Here is a 622-nt window from a genome sequence, read left to right as displayed (position 1 = left end):
CCCAGGAACTTCGACTGCGCGTCGATCTGGTTCTTGGCTGCGCCGAGCTCGGTGGCGAAGTTACGAACCGATTCCAGGGCCGTTTCCACATCCGCGGCCATGTCGTTAACGAGATCCTGAGCCGCCTCACCCGTCCCGGTGATCTTCAGAGCGTTGACCGCCAAGGCGCTCGCGTTCGAGCCGGCTGYGGTCAGCGCACCGGCGCCCGAGCTGCCGAGGTCCGTCAGGCTGACGCTGATGGTCTTGAAGCCGCTGCCGGYCGTGCSRCCGGACCAGCCGGCAGCCAGCTTGATCTGATTGCCGGTCGCCGTCGTGTCCATGTCGGAGGTGGAGTCGTCGAGGAGGTTCACGCCGTTGAGGGCTGCGTTCTCCAGAACGCCGTCGAGCTCAGCACCCAGCTTGGCGAGCGAGGTGTTGATGGCATCGAAGTTGTCGTCCTTGACGTCCTTGGCCTTGGCCAGCTCGACCTTGATCTTGTCGATCGTGGTGATCAGGTTGTCCATCGCGGACGAGGCGGTGTTCACCAGGTCGCTGTTCTGCTTCAGCGTGTCCTTGATGGTGCCGATGACGCTGTTGTCGGTCTTGATCTGCGTCGACACCGACCAGTTGGTGGTGTTGTCGG

General features: G+C 63.1%; 1 protein-coding gene. It reads right to left on the bottom strand.

From position 1 onward, the window contains the following. Positions 1 to 622: flagellin N-terminal helical domain-containing protein (locus AB4097_RS21505; RefSeq protein WP_442043339.1), on the bottom strand; the 622-nt coding region annotated here is incomplete at both ends.

This window comes from Microvirga sp. 2MCAF35 (genome assembly GCF_052115545.1).
Lineage (GTDB): Bacteria > Pseudomonadota > Alphaproteobacteria > Rhizobiales > Beijerinckiaceae > Microvirga.
The sequence above is the reverse complement of the archived record's forward strand: the minus strand, read 5'-3'. Positions and strand labels throughout refer to the sequence as shown.